This is a genomic window from Vreelandella lutescens (assembly GCF_014640815.1).
Taxonomy (GTDB): domain Bacteria; phylum Pseudomonadota; class Gammaproteobacteria; order Pseudomonadales; family Halomonadaceae; genus Vreelandella; species Vreelandella lutescens.
On record NZ_BMHM01000002.1, the window covers coordinates 77,921 to 96,474 of the forward strand.

At 56.0% G+C, this 18,554-nt stretch carries 17 protein-coding genes; 13 read left to right on the plus strand and 4 right to left on the minus strand.

Annotated elements, in window-relative coordinates; translation table 11 throughout:
• Window positions 1-7 precede the first annotated feature (7 nt).
• Entirely contained in the window at window positions 8-850 is an 843-nt protein-coding gene (locus IEW65_RS04625; RefSeq protein WP_188638340.1) for a sulfurtransferase, read from the minus strand.
• An 82-nt stretch (window positions 851-932) separates the two neighbouring features.
• Entirely contained in the window at window positions 933-1,955 is a 1,023-nt protein-coding gene (rsgA, locus tag IEW65_RS04630) for a small ribosomal subunit biogenesis GTPase RsgA (protein ID WP_188638341.1), read from the minus strand.
• 145 nt (window positions 1,956-2,100) lie between these two features.
• On the opposite strand from rsgA, the gene orn reads away from it, so the two are divergent.
• Window positions 2,101-2,685: an oligoribonuclease gene (gene orn / locus IEW65_RS04635; RefSeq protein ID WP_188638342.1), complete on the plus strand. Its 585-nt coding sequence runs from the start codon at window positions 2,101-2,103 to the stop codon at window positions 2,683-2,685.
• Between the two features lie 3 nt (window positions 2,686-2,688).
• Here the strand turns inward: orn and queG are convergent, their stop codons facing one another.
• A complete protein-coding gene (queG, locus tag IEW65_RS04640) occupies window positions 2,689-3,828 on the minus strand; it encodes a tRNA epoxyqueuosine(34) reductase QueG (protein WP_188638343.1) in 1,140 nt (379 codons plus the stop codon).
• Between the two features lie 129 nt (window positions 3,829-3,957).
• On the opposite strand from queG, the gene IEW65_RS04645 reads away from it, so the two are divergent.
• The 11 genes from IEW65_RS04645 (at window position 3,958) to IEW65_RS04695 (ending at window position 17,121) form a co-directional block, all read left to right on the plus strand.
• The gene (locus tag IEW65_RS04645) at window positions 3,958-5,451 is read left to right on the plus strand and encodes an NAD(P)H-hydrate dehydratase (RefSeq protein WP_188638344.1); all 1,494 of its coding nucleotides are present in this window, start codon (window positions 3,958-3,960) and stop codon (window positions 5,449-5,451) included.
• Window positions 5,452-5,462: 11 nt separating this feature from the next.
• The gene (gene tsaE / locus IEW65_RS04650; protein ID WP_188638345.1) at window positions 5,463-5,960 is read left to right on the plus strand and encodes a tRNA (adenosine(37)-N6)-threonylcarbamoyltransferase complex ATPase subunit type 1 TsaE; all 498 of its coding nucleotides are present in this window, start codon (window positions 5,463-5,465) and stop codon (window positions 5,958-5,960) included.
• Window positions 5,951-7,429 carry an N-acetylmuramoyl-L-alanine amidase gene (locus tag IEW65_RS04655; protein WP_188638346.1) on the plus strand — a complete coding sequence of 493 codons (1,479 nt, stop codon included), beginning with the start codon at window positions 5,951-5,953 and terminating at the stop codon, window positions 7,427-7,429. Before tsaE ends, IEW65_RS04655 begins: the two co-directional genes overlap by 10 nt.
• A 71-nt stretch (window positions 7,430-7,500) precedes the next feature.
• Window positions 7,501-9,417 (plus strand): DNA mismatch repair endonuclease MutL, encoded by a 1,917-nt coding sequence (gene mutL, locus IEW65_RS04660; protein WP_229755478.1) that lies wholly within the window; start codon window positions 7,501-7,503, stop codon window positions 9,415-9,417.
• Window positions 9,418-9,450: 33 nt separating this feature from the next.
• Complete coding sequence (gene miaA / locus IEW65_RS04665; RefSeq protein WP_188638347.1) at window positions 9,451-10,389, plus strand: tRNA (adenosine(37)-N6)-dimethylallyltransferase MiaA; 939 nt, start codon at window positions 9,451-9,453, stop codon at window positions 10,387-10,389.
• 151 nt (window positions 10,390-10,540) lie between these two features.
• Complete coding sequence (hfq, locus tag IEW65_RS04670; protein WP_159342598.1) at window positions 10,541-10,789, plus strand: RNA chaperone Hfq; 249 nt, start codon at window positions 10,541-10,543, stop codon at window positions 10,787-10,789.
• Between the two features lie 36 nt (window positions 10,790-10,825).
• Entirely contained in the window at window positions 10,826-12,136 is a 1,311-nt protein-coding gene (gene hflX / locus IEW65_RS04675; RefSeq protein WP_188638348.1) for a ribosome rescue GTPase HflX, read from the plus strand.
• Between the two features lie 135 nt (window positions 12,137-12,271).
• On the plus strand, window positions 12,272-13,555 hold the full coding sequence (gene hflK / locus IEW65_RS04680; protein ID WP_188638349.1) for an FtsH protease activity modulator HflK: 1,284 nt from the start codon (window positions 12,272-12,274) through the stop codon (window positions 13,553-13,555).
• Window positions 13,556-14,440 carry a protease modulator HflC gene (gene hflC / locus IEW65_RS04685; RefSeq protein WP_188638350.1) on the plus strand — a complete coding sequence of 295 codons (885 nt, stop codon included), beginning with the start codon at window positions 13,556-13,558 and terminating at the stop codon, window positions 14,438-14,440.
• 192 nt (window positions 14,441-14,632) lie between these two features.
• The gene (locus tag IEW65_RS04690) at window positions 14,633-15,826 is read left to right on the plus strand and encodes an ATP phosphoribosyltransferase regulatory subunit (protein WP_188638351.1); all 1,194 of its coding nucleotides are present in this window, start codon (window positions 14,633-14,635) and stop codon (window positions 15,824-15,826) included.
• Window positions 15,826-17,121 carry an adenylosuccinate synthase gene (locus IEW65_RS04695; protein ID WP_188638352.1) on the plus strand — a complete coding sequence of 432 codons (1,296 nt, stop codon included), beginning with the start codon at window positions 15,826-15,828 and terminating at the stop codon, window positions 17,119-17,121. Before IEW65_RS04690 ends, IEW65_RS04695 begins: the two co-directional genes overlap by 1 nt.
• Before the next feature lie 96 nt (window positions 17,122-17,217).
• Here IEW65_RS04695 and cobO read toward each other — a convergent pair whose 3' ends face one another.
• Window positions 17,218-17,817, minus strand: coding sequence for a cob(I)yrinic acid a,c-diamide adenosyltransferase (cobO, locus tag IEW65_RS04700; RefSeq protein WP_188638353.1), 600 nt, complete (start codon window positions 17,815-17,817; stop codon window positions 17,218-17,220).
• Between the two features lie 211 nt (window positions 17,818-18,028).
• Between cobO and IEW65_RS04705 the strand changes: the two genes are divergently transcribed.
• Window positions 18,029-18,514 (plus strand): YajQ family cyclic di-GMP-binding protein, encoded by a 486-nt coding sequence (locus tag IEW65_RS04705; protein ID WP_188638354.1) that lies wholly within the window; start codon window positions 18,029-18,031, stop codon window positions 18,512-18,514.
• Window positions 18,515-18,554 lie beyond the last annotated feature (40 nt).

Sequence of the window (18,554 nt, forward strand, 5' to 3'; positions counted from 1 at the left end):
AATATCTTCATTTCTCGATGGGTGTATCGTCGCGGTTGCCCCATTCACCCCAGGAGCCCGCATAGCCGCGCATGTTAAAGCCTAGCGCTTTGCCCACTAGCCAGGTAAAGCTGCTGCGGTGGTGGCTTTGGCAATGAGTGGCGATTTCCATGTCGGGCGTGAGCCCTAGCGCGCCAAGTTCGGTCATTAGCTCGGCGTAGTCACGGATACGCAGCGCTCGGCTACGGTCCATGGCATCTAACCAATCCATATTAACGGCCCCAGGGATATGACCAAGGTGCTTGTTGTTGCCACGCTCACCGTCATACTCTGCTTTAGAGCGGGCATCCCAAATCGCAAACTGCCTGTCGTTGAGTTTCTCTTTAATCTCATCGCAGGTAATTGCGGCGTTGGGATTAAGAATCTCGGCGTGGTACTCGCTCGGCGTTGGGGCGGTCAGCTCAGTGCTCTCTTCCATGCCTGCATCGCGCCAGGCGTGGATGCCGCCATTTAAGTAGGAGTAGCGGGTATGGCCGATGAGATCTAGTGTCCAGAGCAGTCGTGCGGCCCAGCCGCCGCCTTCGTCATCGTAGGCCACCACGTGTGTATCGCGGGTTAGGCCGAGTGCACTGAACAGTTGGGAAAGAAATTCAACAGAAGGGACATCATTGGGCACCGGGCCCTCGCCGCGCATCAGGTAGCGAAAATCCAGATAAATCGCTCCAGGAACGTGGCCCTGACGATAGCTATCACCGTTTACCGGCACGTCGATAATGAGAAGCTGAGGGTCCTTCAGGTGTTCCTGCAACTGCTCTGGTTCCACGATGAATGGCAGTACATTGTGTTCCGATGAGTGACTGGCGGTGCTCATGTCCTGCTCCCTATCTTTTACATTAAGACAACAGCAAATAGAGTGACGGCTGTAAAGCCGGTGTTGTAACGAATTCAAACTCTTATGACGTGCTCAAACTATCGAGAATGCGTCGGTAGCTGGCAAACCGTGCAGGGTGAATCTTGCCTGCCTCTACAGCATCCAGTAAAGCACAGCCCGGTTCGTTGCGGTGTCGACAGTCCCGAAAGCGGCAGTGGCCCAAATAGGGGTGAAACTCGATGAATCCATCGGTCACTTCCTTTTCATCTAAATGAATCAGGCCAAATTCACGAATCCCTGGGGAATCGATTAGCTCGCCGTTACTCACCTCGTCACTACGCATAGCGTAAAGCCGCGCCGTGGTCGTGGTATGCGTGCCTTTGCGGGAATCTTCCGATAGCGCGCCAATTCGCAGGGTTTCATCTGGCAGTAGCAGGTCAATCAGCGATGATTTACCCACGCCGCTTTGGCCTACAAAGACGGAAGTGCGACCCTCTAGCTGCTGGCGCAGGGCGTCTAGCCCCTCTGGATTGGCCGTGGTGGTACGCACCACCGGGTAGCCAAGCGCGCGATAGCGCTCAAGCAGCTGTCCCAGCTCGCCACCATCTTCTGGCAGCAAATCAGTTTTGTTCAGCACCAGTACCGGCGCAATGCCAGTGGCTTCTGCAGCGACCAAGTAGCGGTCAATCAGGTTGGGATGAGGTGCTGGTTCAACGGCAAACACAATTAATAACTGATCAATATTGGCAGCTACAGGTTTGAGTTGGCCTCGTGGGTCAGGGCGTTTCAGGATACTGTCCCGCTCTTCGCGGGCAACCACTACGCCAGAGCCATCCTGGCCTGCGCGCCAGATTACCCTGTCGCCGGTCACCAAACCATCCAAGTTGGCCCGCAGGTGGCAGCGTACAGGCGTGCCGTCGGCGTCGCGAACTTCCAGCGTGCGGCCAAAGTGTGCCATGACACGGCCTGGCTGCTCGGGGCCGTATTCACCCGCAGAGAGCTTTTCGGCATCCTGCACATCGCGCTTTTCAGCACGCTGAGCGCGTTCGGCTTGGATTTTTTCGACGCGCCACTGCTGCTGGCGACTTAATTTACGTTTGCTCATGACCACCTGATGCTCGGTACAATAGTGGCATTGTACCCACCTGGGCGGCTTACTGTCCTGTATGGGGTGCGGGTTAGGGCAATATAAGCGACACTTTTACTCAATTCGCCGTTTTTAAGGCGACACTGGCCAAGGAATATATGTAATGAGTGAGCAAAACGGCGCGCCGCGCAGTGACCTGTTGGTGTGGATCGATTTAGAGATGACCGGCTTAGAGCCTGATAAAGAGCGCATTATTGAAGTGGCGACCTTAATTACCGACGCCCAGCTGAACGTGGTAGCGGAAGGGCCGGTGATTGCTGTCAAACAGCCCGATAGCCTGCTGGCGGGTATGGACGATTGGAACCAGAAAACCCACGGTGAGTCTGGGCTAGTGGCGCGCGTAAAAGCCAGTACGGTGGAGACCCAGGAAGCCGAGCGACAAACGCTGGATTTTTTGCGTCAATATGTCGTGGCGGGGTCATCGCCTATGTGCGGGAACAGTATCCACCAGGATCGACGCTTTTTAGAGCGGGAGATGCCCGAGCTTTGGGCATTTTTCCACTACCGCAATCTAGATGTCTCTACGGTAAAAGAGCTGGCTAAGCGCTGGAATCCTAGCGCTTTAGTCGGTTTTAAAAAGCAGAACGCTCACTTAGCCATGGATGATATTAAAGAGTCCATCGCAGAACTGGCTCACTACCGCAGCACGTTTTTGCGTATAGACGGTAGCAGCAGCGACGCGGAGTAGTGCTCAAGCGCGCGTTGCGATGCGCGCATCTCGCTTGTGGCGCTGTTCCTCAAGCGCCCAGGCGACGTGTTCGCGCACTAGAGGGCTGGGGTAGGCACGGCGTGCCCATAGCGCGGCCTCAACGGCGTTGCTCCATGGAGCATTGCCTAGGCCAACGGCCAGATTGCGCAGCCAGCGCTCATAGCCAATGCGGCGAATGGGGCTGCCGGCGGTTTTCGCTAAAAACTCCTCTTCACCCCAGCTAAACAGCTGAATTAATGAGGCGCGGTCCAGATCGTGGCGCGGGGTGAAATCTTCTTCTTGAGTGGTTTTGGTGAAGCGGGTGAACGGACAGACAAGCTGGCAATCATCACAGCCATACACGCGATTGCCCATGGCGCGGCGGTACTCCACGGGAATGGCGCCGTGCAGCTCAATGGTGAGGTAGGACACGCACCTGCGCGAATCAACGACTTTATCGTCCACAATGGCACCGGTGGGGCACGCGGTGCGGCAGGCACTACAGCTGCCGCAGTGCTCCTGTTCGAAAGGGACATCCACTGGCAGTGGCAGGTCGGTATACAGCTCCCCAAGAAAGAACAGTGAACCTGCCTTGGGATTCAGCAGCATGGCGTTTTTACCGAACCAACCTAACCCGGCCTTTTGGGCCAGGGCTCGCTCCATGACCGGTGCTGAGTCGACAAAAGCGCGAAAGCCAAAGCCCCCGACCTCCTGCTCTATTTGCTTGGCGAGCTGTGCTAAGCGTTTACGCATTAACTTATGATAATCACGGCCCAATGCGTAGCGAGAGATATAGGCGCGGCTAGGTTGCCCAAGCACCTTGGTGCTTTCCACCTCGGCTGGTAAGTAGTCCATACGCACGCTAATGACCCGCTGGGTACCAGGCTCTAACTCGTCAGGGCGGGTGCGTTTGGTGCCATGTTTGGCCATAAAACTCATTTCACCGTGGTGGCCTTGTTCGAGCCAGCGGTTTAAGTGAGTTTCGTGATCTGCTAATTGCGTGTCGGTAATCCCGACCTGCTGAAAGCCCAGCTCGCGCCCCCACTGTTTAATCAGTGCGGCAAGCTGGTAAAGCTGTTCTTGAGAGAGCTGTTTGAGAGTCAGGTGTTCACGAGACGGTGAAAAAGTCGTGGAACTTGGCATTGTCAGTCAACGGTGGCGCGTTAAGCACGCTATGCTAACGCATTAGTCACTGTGGCAACATGCTGTGTGGCGTTATGCTCCAAGGCGCTACGCTTAGGCGTTGATTTAGCACCCTATTAAGGAGAGATCGTGTCTACGTTGAGTACCTCGTCGTTACGCCCCCTGTACAAGGCTGCCCAAGTGCGTGAGCTGGATCGTCGCACCATTGCAGGCGGGATAGAAAGCTTTGCCCTGATGCAGCGTGCTGCTTCCAGCGCTTGGCACAGCTTCCGCTCTCGCTGGCCCCAAGCACGTAGCGTGACGGTGCTGTGTGGCGGTGGTAACAACGGTGGCGACGGTCATGTGTTAGCAGCGCTGGCCATGCAGTCTGGGCTAAAAGTTCAGCGGCTCTCGCTTAAACCGTTAGACACGCTCTCGGGAGATGTAGCTCGCGCTGCTGAGTTGGCGACGGCCGCAGGGGTGGGGTTTGAGGAGTGGCAACCGCACACCACGCTGGTTGGCGAAGTGATTGTCGATGCGTTGCTCGGCACTGGCCTATCTGGCGAGGTGGAGGGCAATATCAAGCAGGCCATTCTGACAATGAACGCCTCATTGCAGCCTGTGCTGGCGCTAGACATTCCGTCAGGCATTTCAGCAGACACGGGTGCGGTGCTGGGGACGGCGGTGGAAGCCACCTGCACCGTCACGTTTATAGGTGACAAAATTGGTTTGCACACTGGGGATGCCCCGGCGTACACCGGCGATATCGATTTTCGACCGTTGGGTGTAAAAGCCCAAGCGTTCTTTGATATACCACCTACCGCATGGCGGTTGGATGATTCATTGCTGGGTGAGGCGTTTACCCCACGCTCGCGCACGAGTCATAAAGGCAGCATGGGGCATGTGCTGGTGATGGGTGGCGCGCCAGGCTTTGGCGGCGCGGCACTGCTGGCTTCTCAGGCAGCTGCGCGGTTAGGTGCCGGTAAAGTAACGCTGGCCACGGCACAAGATCATATCACGGCAAGCCTGGTGCGCTGCCCAGAGGTAATGGCACGGGCAGTGCGTGGCGGTGCTGATGCGGCAGATTTGCCTGCGTCAGCAGATGTGGTGGTGATCGGCCCAGGGTTGGGGCAAGAGGCATGGGGGCAGGCGATGCTGCAAAGCGCGCTGCAAGCAGCCACCCCGTTAGTAGTGGATGCCGATGCGCTTAACTTATTGGCGAGCCGCTGGCCTGAGCTGCGCCGAGACGATTGGATTCTAACGCCTCACCCTGGTGAAGCAGCAAGGCTCCTGGGGTGTTCTATTGCCGATGTTCAAGCTGATCGACCGGCCGCCGCCCGCGCATTACAGCGTGCGCGTGGTGGTATTGTGATTTTAAAAGGCGCTGGGAGCTTGGTGGCCGGGCCGAGTGGGGTGGTGGTGTGCCCCTACGGAAATCCAGGAATGGCCAGCGGCGGCATGGGCGATGTGCTGAGCGGCCTGCTAGGCGCGTTAGTGGCTCAGTGTCGTCATCTGGAGCAGAGCGCATGGCTTGGCGTGATGCTGCATGCCCTAGCAGGTGATGAGGCCGCTAAAACAGAGGGAGAGCGTGGCCTGTTAGCAAGCGATCTGGCATCCTATGCACGAGTGTTAATTAACCCGTGAAGGCGGCCAACATGCAGGTGCAACTGAACGATGAAGTGGCCCACGTTGCCTTTGGTAAGGCGTTGGGCCAAGCGTTAAAAGGCCACGGGCGCGTTTATTTAGAAGGTGATTTAGGGGCAGGTAAAACCACGTTAACGCGCGGCATTTTACGCGCTTACGGTTATCAAGGTGCGGTGAAAAGCCCCACCTATACGCTGGTTGAGCCCTATGAACTTGGCGATTTGCGTATTTATCACCTTGATCTTTATCGCTTGGCTGATCCAGAAGAGCTGGAATTTATCGGCGGACGTGATGTCTTGGCGGACAACGCACTGTGCTTAATTGAGTGGCCAAGCAGGGGAGAGGGATGGCTACCTGCCCCTGATCTGAGGATTCAGCTGAGCGTGACCGAGCGGGGTCGAGCGGCGCTGCTAACGGCGAATAGTCAGCACGGTCAGCGTGTATTAGAGCAACTGGACAATCAGTGTATGGATAACCAACGGGAGTGTGGTGTGATTCAATGGATATGAAAAACCCACTGATCCGTATGATAGGCCGATTAGCGACGGGCTGTGTGGTGTTGCTAGCAAGCACCTCCACCCTGCAGGCAGCCGCTGTTGAAAGTATACGGCTCTGGGCAGCACCTGATCATGCCCGTTTAGTGTTTGATCTAACGGCGGCGGCCGATGCCAGCGTGTTTTCATTGGAAAACCCTGCACGGCTAGTGATTGATCTTGACGAGAGTCAGCTCAATACCGATGTCACCACGTTGCCGTTAGATGGCAGCGCGATTTCCGCGGTACGTACGGGTGTGCGTGACGGTGGAGGTTTGCGTGTAGTGCTTGAGCTAAACCGTGATATTGAACCGCGCCATTTTACGCTTCCTCCTAATGACCAGTACGGCCATCGTTTGGTGGTGGATTTAGAGTACCCCGGCGAGAGCGCGGTAGAGAATCCCATCGACCCCATCGAAGCCATGATTCGTGATCAGGAGATGATGGCTCAGCGTTCCGCGCAAGCCCAGCTGCCAGGTGTGGATGCCGCTGCGCCTTCACCCACGCCCGCGCAGCCGCCTGTGGAGGTGCAACCTGCCCAGCCGCACCCCCAGCGGGACATTATCATTGCGATCGACGCCGGCCATGGTGGTGAAGACCCCGGTGCCATTGGCCCTGCCGGTACTCGGGAAAAAGATGTCGTGCTGGAAATTGCCCGGCGGCTTGCGTCTGATGTCAATCGCACACAAGGGTTTAAAGCCGTCTTAATTCGTGATGGTGACTACTATTTAGGGTTGCGCCAACGTACTCAGCTTGCCCGGGAACAGAAAGCTGACTTTTTTGTATCGGTGCATGCGGATGCGTTTACTAGTCCTAGGCCACAGGGTAGCTCGGTCTATGCGCTTTCCCAGCGAGGGGCAACGTCCGAGACTGCTCAGTGGCTTGCGGATAGCGAAAACCGTTCAGACTTGATTGGTGGTGTCGATGGCAGCCTGTCGCTGCGCGATAAAGATCAGGTACTGCGCGGCGTGCTGTTGGATCTCACCATGACCGCGACGCTCAACGACTCGCTGTCTATTGGTGGGCAGGTGCTAGAACAGCTGGGGCGTGTGAATCGTTTGCATAAGTCGCGTGTAGAGCAAGCGGGCTTTATGGTGCTGAAGTCGCCGGATATTCCTTCGTTGCTGATTGAAGTTGGTTTTATCTCTAACCCGGATGAGGAGCGGCGACTGCGTGATCCGGTGCATCAGCAAGGCCTTTCGACGGCGATTTTTAATGGCCTGCGTGATCATTTTCAGCGTAACCCGCCTCCGGCCAGCCTGTTGGCTTGGCAGCGTGATAATCAGCGTCGCCCTACTGGCAACGAGTATCGCATTCAGTCGGGTGATACGCTGTCGGCGATTGCCATTCGCCACGGTGTGCCGGTTAATCAGCTAAAGCAAGCGAACGACCTGAATGGAGATGTCATTCGTGTGGGGCAGGTGCTTCGTATTCCCAGCTCATAAGCCTGTTTTGATGCGGGTGTGGGAAAGGGTGCTTAAGAGATTGTTTTGATGATTAGCTTCTGAGGTGTTGGTTGACTGAATTGAACTCGCTGTCTGGTCGTATTCATGTGCTCGACCCCCGCTTAGCGAACCAGATCGCAGCCGGTGAAGTAGTGGAGCGCCCCTCGTCAGTGACAAAAGAGCTGATTGAGAACGCCATCGATGCGGGCAGTCAGCGTATTGAAGTAGAGATTGAGCAGGGCGGTGCGCGGCTGATTAAAGTGCGTGATGACGGCATTGGCATTGGCGAGCAGGATTTGCCTCTGGCACTGGCCCGCCATGCCACCAGCAAAATTAGCAGCCTGGAAGACCTGGAGGGCGTCAGCTCCTTGGGCTTTCGGGGCGAAGCGCTGGCCTCCATTAGTTCGGTCTCTCGTTTAGAGCTGGTTTCTAATGCGGACGAAGACCCTCGCCAGGGGTGGCGGGTGGTGGCCGAAGGTCGCAGTATGGAGGCAAGAGTCACCCCAGCGCCGCATCCCCGCGGCACGAGTGTTGCCGTGCGCGATCTGTTTTTCAATACGCCCGCGCGGCGCAAATTTTTGCGCACTGAAAAGACCGAATTTGCCCATGTGGAAGAGGCTTTTCGACGCCAGGCGCTCTCGCGTTACGACATTGCATGGGTGCTGCGTCACAACCAAAAAGTGGTGCACCAGCTGCCGCCGGGTCATACGCCTGCCGCCCGTGAGCGCCGCATTGCTTCGCTGCTGGGCAAAAACTTTATTGAACACGCCCGCTATATTGAACGCGAAGCAGGAGGGCTTCGGCTAAGTGGTTGGGTGGGTCTGCCGACACACTCCCGCTCCCAGGCTGATCAGCAGTACTTCTTCGTCAATGGCCGGGTAGTGCGTGACCGCTTAGTGGCGCATGCCGTGCGTCAGGCTTATCGGGACGTACTGTATAACGGCCGCCATCCGGTCTTTGTGCTTTATTTAGAGCTTGATCCGGATGTGGTCGACGTTAACGTTCATCCGACCAAGCATGAAGTGCGCTTTCGCGATGGCCGGATGGTCCACGACTTTCTCTATTCAAGCTTGCACCACTGTCTGGCGGCTTCAAAGCCTTCTGATGAGGAGCAGGCGTCGCCAGAAGAGCACTCTGAGCCAGCAGATGATCCTGCATCGCCCAAGGCGGTAGAGCCGCCCGAGCCGAGATGGCAGCAGCAGGGCATGCCACTCTCGGAAGGGTCGGACCGGCATCCCGGTGCTGAGCGGGTGCGTCGTTTTATGCAAGGGTACCAAGCGCTCCATCCTGATCACGAAGAGACGCTATTAACGCCTCAGCCAAGCCCGCCCAGCCAGCGCCCAGCGGCAAACGAAGTGCGCGAAGCGCCGCTTGCCATGCCTGCCCACGATGCCACTGCCGCGCCGCCGCTGGGCTTTGCATTAGGCCAGCTTCACGGCGTCTACATTTTGGCGCAAAACGCTCAGGGGCTGGTGCTGGTAGATATGCACGCGGCCCATGAACGGATTGTTTACGAACGCATGAAAAACCAACTGGCGGCGGCTAAAGGGATTGATACGCAGCCGCTGCTAGTGCCGGTTTCATTGGCAGCGAGCCGGAGCGAAGTGGCCACTGCAGAGAGCGAGCGCGATGCCATTGCACAGCTAGGGGTTGAGCTGGATGTGGCTGGCCCTGAGACCTTGCTAGTACGTCAATTGCCAGCGCTATTGGCGCAGGCTGACCCAGAAGCGCTGGTGCGTGAAATGCTGGAAGAGCTGGCGCGTTTTGGGCGCACGCATCAAGTGGAAGCACGGATTCATGAGCTGCTGTCTACCATGGCGTGCCATGGTAGCGTGCGCGCTAATCGTCGTTTAACGCTCGATGAAATGAATGCTCTGTTACGCGACATGGAACGCACCGAACGCAGCGATCAGTGCAATCATGGTCGCCCCACCTGGACGCAAATGAGCATGAAAGCGCTCGACCGCCTGTTTTTACGCGGACAGTAATGATGAAGACAATGAACGGAGTGCGGTAAGCAGATGGCTGACACACGCCCCTGGGCGATATTTTTGATGGGGCCCACCGCCGCTGGCAAAACCGATGCGGCGATAGCACTTCACGAACGACTAGGCCATGAACTCATCAGCGTTGATTCTGCCATGGTCTACCGGGGAATGGATGTGGGCAGCGCTAAGCCCAGTGCTGAGGAGCTTGCGCGGGCACCCCATCGGCTGATTGATATCCGCGACCCTGCTGACCCTTATTCAGCGGCAGATTTTCGTGAAGATGCCCTTCATGAGATGCGGCAAATCAGCGCGGAGGGGAAGGTGCCGCTGCTGGTAGGCGGCACAATGCTCTACTTTAAACGTCTCGTAGAGGGTGTCGCGAATCTACCTGCGGCAGACGCAGCTATTCGTGAACAGCTTGAGGCGAAGCGCCAAGCGGAGGGGGTGGCTGGTTTGCATCGTGCCCTTGCTGAAGTAGATGCGGTCTCGGCAGCGCGTATCCACCCCAACGACCCGCAGCGGTTAATGCGGGCCTTGGAGGTGTTTTATGCCAGTGGTCGGCCTATGAGCGCACTCTGGGAAGAACAGCAGCCTGAAACCTTTCCCTGGCGGGTGTTGTCGATAGCCCTAGCCCCGAATGATCGCAAGGTGCTTCACCACCGCATTGCCCAGCGTTTTGAAACAATGTTGAATGAGGGCTTGATAGATGAGGTGGCCGCCCTCAGAAAGCGTTTAGACATCCATCTTGGCTTGCCATCGATGAAAAGTGTTGGCTACCGTCAAGCATGGGAGTATTTAGACGGTGCTTATGGTCAGGACGAGCTAGTGTCCCGAGGTGTTATTGCCACTCGGCAGTTAGCGAAGCGTCAGCTCACGTGGTTGCGTAGCTGGCCATCGTTGAACTGGATAGACACGCAGCAACCAGACGCATTGGATAAGCTTCTGAAATTCGTGCGTGATAGCGGTGCTTAGCGTAAGATAGTGATTTCGTAAGCAAGTGTTTTCGAGTGGCCGGCAAACGCTTTTGATACACCGGGCCTTTCGGGCAACAAGATTGCGGCGTAGCACCAGTAGGGCACGCCATTTGATAACCAACCCCAACGACAGTTTTAGGGAGAGCAACATGTCCAAAGGGCAGTCCCTTCAAGACCCGTACCTGAACATCTTGCGCAAGGAGCGCATTCCGGTCTCTATTTTCCTGGTAAACGGCATTAAGCTGCAGGGCCAGATTGAATCGTTTGACCAGTTTGTCATCTTGTTGCGCAATACCGTCAGTCAGATGGTTTATAAACACGCTATTTCCACGGTGGTGCCTTCGCGCAATGTGCGTCTGCCGGCACAAGATCCTTCAGCACCTGATGCTGAAATCTAACATCGCTGGATAGCAAGAGAGTCCACGAGGTATTGATTGTTTTTTGAACGCCCAGAAGCCGGTGAAACGGCAGTTCTTGTTCACGTAGACTTCTATGATGAGCAAGCACGTGAAGACCCGGGTGAGTTCTTGGAGCTCGTGCGCTCTGCTGGCGCAGAGCCCGCGACATTGCTCACAGCTAGCCGACAGCGGCCTGATTCCCGTACATTTATCGGGTCAGGAAAGCTGGAAGAGCTGCGGGCAATGCTCGCAGCTCATCAAGCAGAACTGGTCATCTTCAACCACAGTTTAAGTCCCTCTCAGCAGCGTAATCTTGAGCAAGAGCTCAAGTGTCGCGTGTTGGACCGTACCGGTCTGATACTCGATATCTTTGCGCAGCGGGCACGAACTCACGAAGGTAAGCTGCAGGTAGAGCTTGCCCAGCTTGAATATATGTCCACCCGCCTCATTCGCGGCTGGACGCACCTTGAGCGTCAAAAAGGCGGCATTGGTTTGCGTGGTCCTGGTGAAACACAGCTAGAGACTGACAGACGTCTGCTGCGGGGCCGCATTAAGTCCATTCACAAGCGGCTTGATAAAGTACGTAGTCAGCGTGAGCAAAATAGGCGCGCCCGTGCGCGGGCAGAAATCCACAGCGTTTCTCTGGTGGGATATACCAACGCGGGTAAATCGACGCTGTTTAACGCGTTGACCAGCGCAGAGGTTTATGCGGCGGACCAGCTATTTGCTACCCTGGACCCAACACTTCGTCGACTTGAAATCGAAGACGTTGGCCCAGTGGTGATGGCAGATACCGTAGGCTTTATTCGCCACTTGCCCCATAAGCTGGTTGAGGCCTTTCAGGCCACGCTGCAAGAGGCGGCAGAGGCAACGCTGCTGGTGCATGTCATCGATGCAGCCGACCCCGACCGAGAGCTTAACGTCGAGCAAGTGGATAATGTACTGAAAGAGATCGGGGCAGATAACGTGCCGGTTCTTAAAGTCATGAATAAAATCGACAAGCTAGATAGCGCCCCGCGTATTGAGCGCGACGGGCATGGCGTACCTGAGGTGGTATGGTTATCAGCCCAGCAGGGCGTTGGCCTTGAGCTTTTGCATCAAGCGCTGACCGAGCGCTTAGCGAACGACGTTATTGGCTTTTCGCTAACTTTGACGCCGGAGCAGGGAAAGTTACGTGCAGGTCTGCATGAATTAAATGCCGTGCGCGAAGAGAATTTTGATGAGCAAGGGCGCTCCGTATTGGATGTGCGTTTGCCCAGGCGTGATTTCAACCAGCTGATGGCTCAGTTGGGCGAGCGTGCTAATACCTATTTACCAGAAGCATTACGCGAATCTGACGAATGGTAGCCCATCAAGTACCAAGGCCATAGCATGTGGCTGTAGCAGTATGGTACAAGATTGATATAGCAATAATATCAAAAGCACCCGGCCTTGCATAAATACAAGGCAAAGTGCAGGTGAACACCTTAGTGGAGACGAAGTATGGCCTGGAATGAGCCTGGTGGTGGCAACCAGCACGACCCTTGGAGCGGTGGTGGCCGACGCGGTAATAACAGCGGCGGTGATCGCGGTGGGAACAATGGTGGTGGAAACAATGGTGGTGGCAACAACGGCAATAATGGTGGCAATAACCAAGGGCCACCTGATCTTGACGAAGCGCTGAAAAAATTCCAAGACAAGCTCAATGGCATGCTTGGTGGCGGCGGTAAAAAAAGCGGTGGTGGTGGTAGCGGTAAGAGTGGCGGCGGTAAGCCGCGCAACTCTCTCGCACTGCCTGGCCTGCTGGTTATCGTGGCCCTGGCAATTTGGGCGGCATCTGGTTTCTATCTGGTCGACCAATCAGAGCGTGGTGTTGTGCTGCGCTTTGGTGAGTACCAAGGTATTGTCGAGCCAGGCCTTCAGTGGAATCCACCGCTGATTGACGATGTTCGGATGGTGAACGTCACCCGCGTTCGCTCCGTCTCTCAAACGCAGTCCATGTTGACGCGCGACGAGAACATCGTCGAAGTGGAAATTTCTGCGCAGTATCAAGTGGCCAACCCGCGTGATTTCGTACTTAACGTACGTGACCCGGCGCTGTCGATTGAAAATGCGCTGGATTCTGCACTGCGTCACGTGGTGGGCGGAACGGATATGATCGATATCCTGACCTCCGGCCGTGAGATTCTGGGTAGCTCTGTTGCTAGTCGTCTGCAAACCTACTTAGACGCCTATGGCGCGGGTATTCGTCTGCAAACCATCAACATTGAATCAACCTCTGCACCTGCGCCGGTCATTGATGCGTTTGATGACGTTATCCGTGCTCGCGAAGATCGTCAGCGGACCATCAACGAAGGTATGGCTTACGCTAACGCGATCATTCCTGCCGCACAGGGTCAAGCCCAGCGTGTGGTTGAGCAAGGTCAGGGTTACCGCGAGTCCGTCGTTGCCGAAGCGCAAGGTCAAGCTAACCGCTTCAATGCGTTGTTGACCGAATATCGCAATGCGCCGGAGATCATGCGTGAGCGTATGTACCTGGATGCAATTGAGGAAGTCTTTGGTAGCACGCCCAAGGTGCTGTTGGATGTGAGCGAAAATGCGCCGCTGATGTATCTGCCATTAGATCAGATGCGTGGTAATAGCGGCGACAGCAGCTCAACTTCCAGCAACAGCGGCGACAGTAGTAGTGATGCGATTGATCCGCGCGTGCTGGAGTCACTGCGTGGCAATCAGAGCAGCTCCTCATCGTCGTCTAGTAACAACCCTATCCGCAGGGAGGGCCGCTAAATGATTAATAATCGTTCCCTGCTTATCGTAGGTGGCTTAGCCGCGGTAGCGTGGCTAGCAAGTAACAGCTTATATGTGGTGGATGAAACCGAACGCGCCGTAAAGCTGCGCTTTGGTGAGGTCATTGAAGAAAATATTCAGCCTGGCCTGCATGCCAAAATTCCGATTGCTCAGACAATTCGTAAATTTGACACCCGTTTGCTAACGCTGGATACCGATACCAGCCGCTATCTGACCCTAGAGCAGAAAGCGGTCATTGTAGACTCCTATGTGAAGTGGCAAGTAGTGAACCCTACTCGCTACTACGAAGCGACTGCTGGCGATGAGATGATGGCGATTCGCCTGATTCAACCGCGAGTGGATGAGAGTCTGCGTAACGAGTTTGGTCGGCTGAATCTGCAGGAAATCATTGCCGAACGCCGTGATGACCTGATGACCGGCCCAACTTCAGAGCTTGACGAGCTGATGCGTGAAGAGCTCGGTGTGGCGGTTCGCGATATTCGTATAAAGCGTATCGACCTGCCAGAAGATGTTTCTGCCGCTGTATTCGAGCGTATGCGTTCAGAGCGTGAGCGTGAAGCCCGTGAGTGGCGCGCTCAGGGTCAAGAAGAGGCCGAGCGTATTCGCGCTAACGCCGACCGCCGTCGTCAGGTTCTGCTCGCTCAAGCTAACGAGCGCTCTGAAACCTTGCGTGGTGAAGGTGATGCCGAGGCAGCTGCGATTTTCTCCCAGGCGTACGGCCAGGATCAGGAGTTTTTCGCTTTCTGGCGCAGTCTAAACGCCTATCGTGAAAGCTTCTCTGGCGATGGCAACCTGTTGGTGCTAGAGCCGGATAGCGATTTCTTCCGCTACCTGCGCAGCTCAGTGCCCAGTAGCGCTGAGTAATAGCGCTTTGAACCCCGTTAAGCGGTACGCTTGGCGGGGTTCATCTAGCGTATAAACGTGATAGACTTTATCTACCGGGCGTCGCCCGGTTTTTTTGTGGCCCTCGTTTCGTGAACGTTTCCACGCAACGCCTTGTGAGGCTTTGGGTGGCGTTATCAGAAAGGGCCTTCATCGTCTCGCAGGATTGTTCACATGACCATCGCTGACCGCTGGCTATTGCCCGACGGCATGGATGAGGTGCTGCCGCCTCAGGCAAGCCGCATGGAAGAGCTGCGCCGTGCGCTGCTTGATCTTTACCATTGCTGGGGCTACGACCAAGTAATGCCGCCGCCGGTGGAGTTTTTGGACTCCTTGCTGACAGGTACCGGCACGGATCTCGACCTTCAAACGTTCAAGCTGACTGACCAATTAACGGGTCGCATGATGGGTGCCTCCGCCGATGTCACGCCTCAAGTGGCGCGAATGGACGCGCATTCGCTCAAGCGCCAAGGCCCGGTACGGCTGTGCTACTGCACTAATGTACTGCGTGCTAAAGCTGATCAACACCAGGGTGGCCGCAGCCCGGTGCAGGTAGGCGCTGAACTGTTTGGTCACGCAGGCTTAGAAGCCGATAGTGAAATCATCCACTTAGCATTGGCAAGTCTGCATGCGGCGGGCGCTGATGAGATTCACTTAGCGCTGGGCCATATTGGTATTTACCGTAGCCTTGTTGAGGCTGCTGCGCTCAGCGATGAGCAAGAGCGTGCGCTATTTGAAGCTCTGGCGTTAAAATCGCCCGGGCAGCTAGCAGAGCAGGTGAGCGCCAGCGTGAGTGATCCTGTGCTCGCAGAGATGCTGATGGCACTGGGTGAGCTGCACGGCGATGCCAGCGTACTTGGGGAGGCCCGCGAACGGTTTGCAGGCGCTCCTGCGCCGGTGATGGCGGCACTGGACCAGCTAGAAGCGCTTTATAAAGGGGTTCTGGCGCGCTTTGACGTCTCGCTCTATTTTGATTTAGCAGAGCTGCGCGGTTATCAATACCACACCGGTATGATGTTTGCGGCCTATGTGCCCGGTTATGGGCATGCCCTAGCGAAAGGCGGGCGCTATGATGATACAGGACGTGCTTTTGGTCGGGCACGACCGGCGACCGGTTTCTCCATGGATCTTAAGCAACTGGCATCGCTGGCGCTGGCATCACCCAGCCGGGGTGCGATTTGGGCACCTGCCCAAGAAGAAGAGTCGCTTAACGCTGCTATTGCGGCGCTGCGTGAGCAGGGTGAACGCGTAATTCAAGCGCTGCCTGGGCAGCGTACTGGGCCGGCGGAACACAGCTGTGACCGCCGTCTTGAGTTTATCGATGGTCGTTGGCATACAACGACCCTGACACAAGAGACGAGTGCATAATGGGTAAGAATGTCGTAGTCCTGGGTACCCAGTGGGGTGATGAAGGCAAAGGCAAGATCGTTGACCTGCTCACTGAATCCGCCTCAGCCGTGGTGCGCTTTCAAGGCGGCCATAACGCAGGCCACACGCTGGTCATTGACGGTGAAAAAACCGTTCTTCACCTGATTCCTTCAGGCGTGCTGCGTCCTGGCAAAACCTGTGTCATTGGTAACGGGGTGGTGTTGTCCCCGGAAGCGCTGATCAAAGAGATCCGCGAGTTGGAAGCCAAAGGCGTGCCTGTGCGTGAGCGCCTGCGTTTGTCTCCAGCGTGCCCGCTGATCCTGCCTTACCACGTGCGTTTGGACCAAGCGCGTGAAAAAGCTCGTGGCGTTGCCAAAATTGGCACCACCGGCCGCGGCATTGGTCCTGCGTACGAGGACAAGGTCGCTCGTCGCGGCTTACGCCTGGGCGATATGCTGCACCGCGAGCGGTTTGCCTCCAAGCTGGGTGAAGTGCTCGACTACCACAACTTCGTGTTGGTGAATTACCACGGTGAGCCCGCGGTAGATTTCCAGGAAGTGCTGGATAGCGCCATGCAAATGGCCGAAGAGCTGCGCCCGATGGTATGCGATACCGTGAGCATGGTGCATGACCTGCGTAAGGCAAACGAAAACATCCTGTTTGAAGGTGCCCAAGGTTCGCTGCTGGATATCGACCACGGTACTTACCCCTACGTTACCAGCTCCAACACCACTGCGGGTGGCACGGCAACCGGTTCCGGTGTGGGCCCGCTGTACCTTGATTACGTGCTGGGTATTACCAAGGCTTACACCACTCGCGTAGGCTCCGGCCCGTTCCCCACGGAGCTGTTTGACGACCACGGCCGCCACCTAGCGGAGCGCGGCCACGAGTTTGGTGCGACCACGGGTCGCCCGCGTCGCTGTGGTTGGTTTGATGCGGTGGCTCTGCGTCATGCGGTGCAGATCAACTCTGTCTCCGGCATCTGCCTGACCAAGCTGGACGTACTGGACGGCCTGGAAAATATCCGTGTTTGTGTTGGCTACCGCAGCAAAGATGGTGACGTGCTGGATAACCCGGTGGATTCTGAAGGCTATGAAGCGGTTGAGCCGCTTTATCACGATCTGCCGGGCTGGAAAGAGTCCACCCTGGGCGCGAAGAAGGTAGAAGACCTGCCTGCTAACGCCCGCGCTTATATCAGCTTCCTGGAAGAGCAGGTAGGCACCAGCATCGATATTATTTCTACCGGCCCAGACCGTGTAGAGACGATCGTGCTGCGTAACCCGTTTGACAGTTAAGTGATCGTTGAGCACGGTATTGTCGGATACGTCTGATGCGATAATGCCGACGAAGTGAAGGGGTGGCTTTGCCGCCCCTTTTGTATGGAAGTCTACTTAAAAATCAATGCCGCGGCGGGCCTGCAGGCCGTTATTGAAGGCGTGGCGTACCTCCTGCATCTCGGTCACTGTATCTGCCATAGCGACCAGCTCGCGATGAGCATTGCGCCCAGTGATAATCACCGTTTGCTCTTTTGGCCGATTAAGCAGCGCGTGTTTAACGGTTTCAATATCTAAGTAGCCAAACTTTAGCATGTAGGTGATTTCGTCCAGCACCACTAGGTAGGTGTCTGGGTCTGCCAACATTTTCTCGGCTTCCTGCCATACTTCCTGACAGGCAACGGTGTCTGACTCACGGTTTTGGGTGTCCCAGGTAAAGCCCGTGGCCATAATGGCAACACTCAGGTTGGGGTCCTCTTCCAGCCGATTGCGTTCACCGCACTCCCATAAGCCTTTAATAAACTGTACGACGCCCACTTTATAGCCGTAACCCAGGGCGCGCGTTACGGTGCCCCAGGCCGCTGTGGTTTTGCCTTTGCCATTGCCCGTGTTGACCAGCAGCAGGCCACGCTGTTCGGTGGCTTGGGCTACTTTGTCATCCACCCGGGCCTTTAGCTTTTCCATGGACGCTTTGTGGCGGGCATCGCGATCGCTCATTATGTCTCCTCGTTGATTGGCTTAAGGTGTTCTATCAGCAGAGTACGCCAGCGGGCAGTAATTTAACATCGCGGAGCAGAGCGTTTGTATAACTTTTGAGGCGGCCTGCGGGCGCGTTGCAAAGGGAATGTTCAAGTTTTTCCAAGAGAATTGGCCGGTTGGGTGCTTGCTGCTCTAGAATAGTGGGTCATGTCTTGCCAGGAACATTGTCATGCCCTCATTTGATATTGTGTCAGAATTTGATCAGCACGAAGCCGCCAACGCGGTTGACCAAGCAAACCGTGAAGTTCAGTCACGGTTTGACTTTAAAGGTGTGGATGCCAGCTTTGCTCTGGAAGGCGATAAAGTACAGATGGAAGCTGAGGTCGATTTTCAGCTCAAGCAAATGCTGGATGTGCTGCGCAATCGTTTGATTGCCCGAGGCATCGACGCGCGCTGTATGGATGTGAAAGACGCGATGCTCTCAGGCGTAAAAGCGCGCCAGGAAGTGGTGCTCAAGCAAGGGCTTGATCAAGCGGAAGCAAAAGATGTGGTCAAGCGCATTAAAGCCAGTAAATTAAAGGTACAGGCTCAGATTCAGGGCGAAAAAGTGCGCGTCACGGGCAAGAAGCGCGATGACTTGCAGAGCGTGATGGCGCTGTTGCGCGCAGAAGAGGGCCCCGATTTGCCGCTGCAGTTCGATAACTTCCGCGACTAATACGATAAGCAACGTCCATCGAGTAGCGCAGTGCTTGCGC